This is a genomic window from Streptococcus mitis (assembly GCF_946190065.1).
Classification (GTDB): Bacteria; Bacillota; Bacilli; order Lactobacillales; family Streptococcaceae; genus Streptococcus; species Streptococcus mitis_DE.
Genome location: NZ_CAMHZD010000044.1, coordinates 1 through 1160 on the forward strand (window position 1 = coordinate 1; position 1160 = coordinate 1160).

Sequence of the window (1160 nt, forward strand, 5' to 3'; positions counted from 1 at the left end):
GCTTCAACAAGTGCAAGTCAATCAGCAAGCACGTCAGCTAGTCAATCGGCTTCAACAAGTGCAAGTCAATCAGCAAGCACCTCAGCTAGCCAATCGGCTTCAACAAGTGCAAGCCAATCAGCCAGCACCTCAGCTAGTCAGTCAGCATCAACAAGTGCAAGCCAATCAGCAAGCACCTCAGCTAGTCAGTCAGCATCAACAAGTGCAAGCCAATCAGCAAGCACGTCAGCTAGTCAATCGGCTTCAACAAGTGCTTCAGCTTCAGCAAGCACATCAGCTTCTGAGTCAGCGTCAACAAGTGCTTCAGCTTCAGCAAGCACAAGCGCCTCTGAATCGGCCTCAACAAGTGCGTCAGCCTCAGCCAGCACCTCAGCTAGTCAATCGGCCTCAACAAGTGCGTCAGCCTCAGCCAGCACATCGGCATCTGAGTCAGCCTCAACAAGTGCGTCAGCCTCAGCCAGCACATCGGCATCTGAGTCAGCCTCAACAAGTGCTTCAGCTTCAGCATCGACAAGCGCCTCTGAATCGGCATCAACAAGTGCGTCTGCATCAGCAAGCACATCAGCTTCTGAATCAGCGTCAACAAGTGCTTCAGCTTCAGCATCGACAAGCGCTTCTGAATCGGCCTCAACAAGTGCGTCTGCATCAGCAAGCACAAGCGCATCAGAATCGGCATCAACAAGTGCATCTGAGTCAGCAAGCACATCGGCATCTGAGTCAGCGTCAACAAGTGCTTCAGCTTCAGCAAGCACATCAGCCTCTGAATCAGCGTCAACAAGTGCGTCGGCCTCAGCAAGCACATCAGCTTCTGAATCAGCGTCAACAAGTGCGAGCCAATCAGCAAGTACATCAGCTAGCCAATCAGCCAGCACAAGCGCATCTGAGTCAGCGTCAACAAGCGCCTCTGAATCAGCCAGCACATCGGCTTCAGAATCGGCCTCAACAAGTGCTTCAGAATCAGCAAGTACATCAGCCTCTGAATCGGCCTCAACAAGTGCTTCAGAGTCAGCAAGCACATCGGCTTCTGAATCGGCCTCAACAAGTGCTTCAGAATCAGCAAGCACAAGCGCCTCTGAGTCAGCGTCAACAAGTGCTTCAGCTTCAGCAAGCACATCAGCTTCTGAATCAGCGTCAACAAGTGCTTCAGCTTCAGCATCGAC

Annotated in this window: 1 protein-coding gene and 1 pseudogene; both read right to left on the reverse strand. The window is 52.2% G+C overall.

Features of this window, described 5'->3' with window-relative positions; genetic code table 11:
• Nucleotides 1-233: 233 nt before the first annotated feature.
• Nucleotides 234-368: a hypothetical protein gene (locus OCF96_RS09845; RefSeq protein WP_261447055.1), complete on the reverse strand. Its 135-nt coding sequence runs from the start codon at nt 366-368 to the stop codon at nt 234-236.
• A 9-nt stretch (nt 369-377) separates the two neighbouring features.
• Nucleotides 378-1160 (reverse strand): annotated as a pseudogene (locus tag OCF96_RS09850) (cell wall protein); the annotation flags it as partial.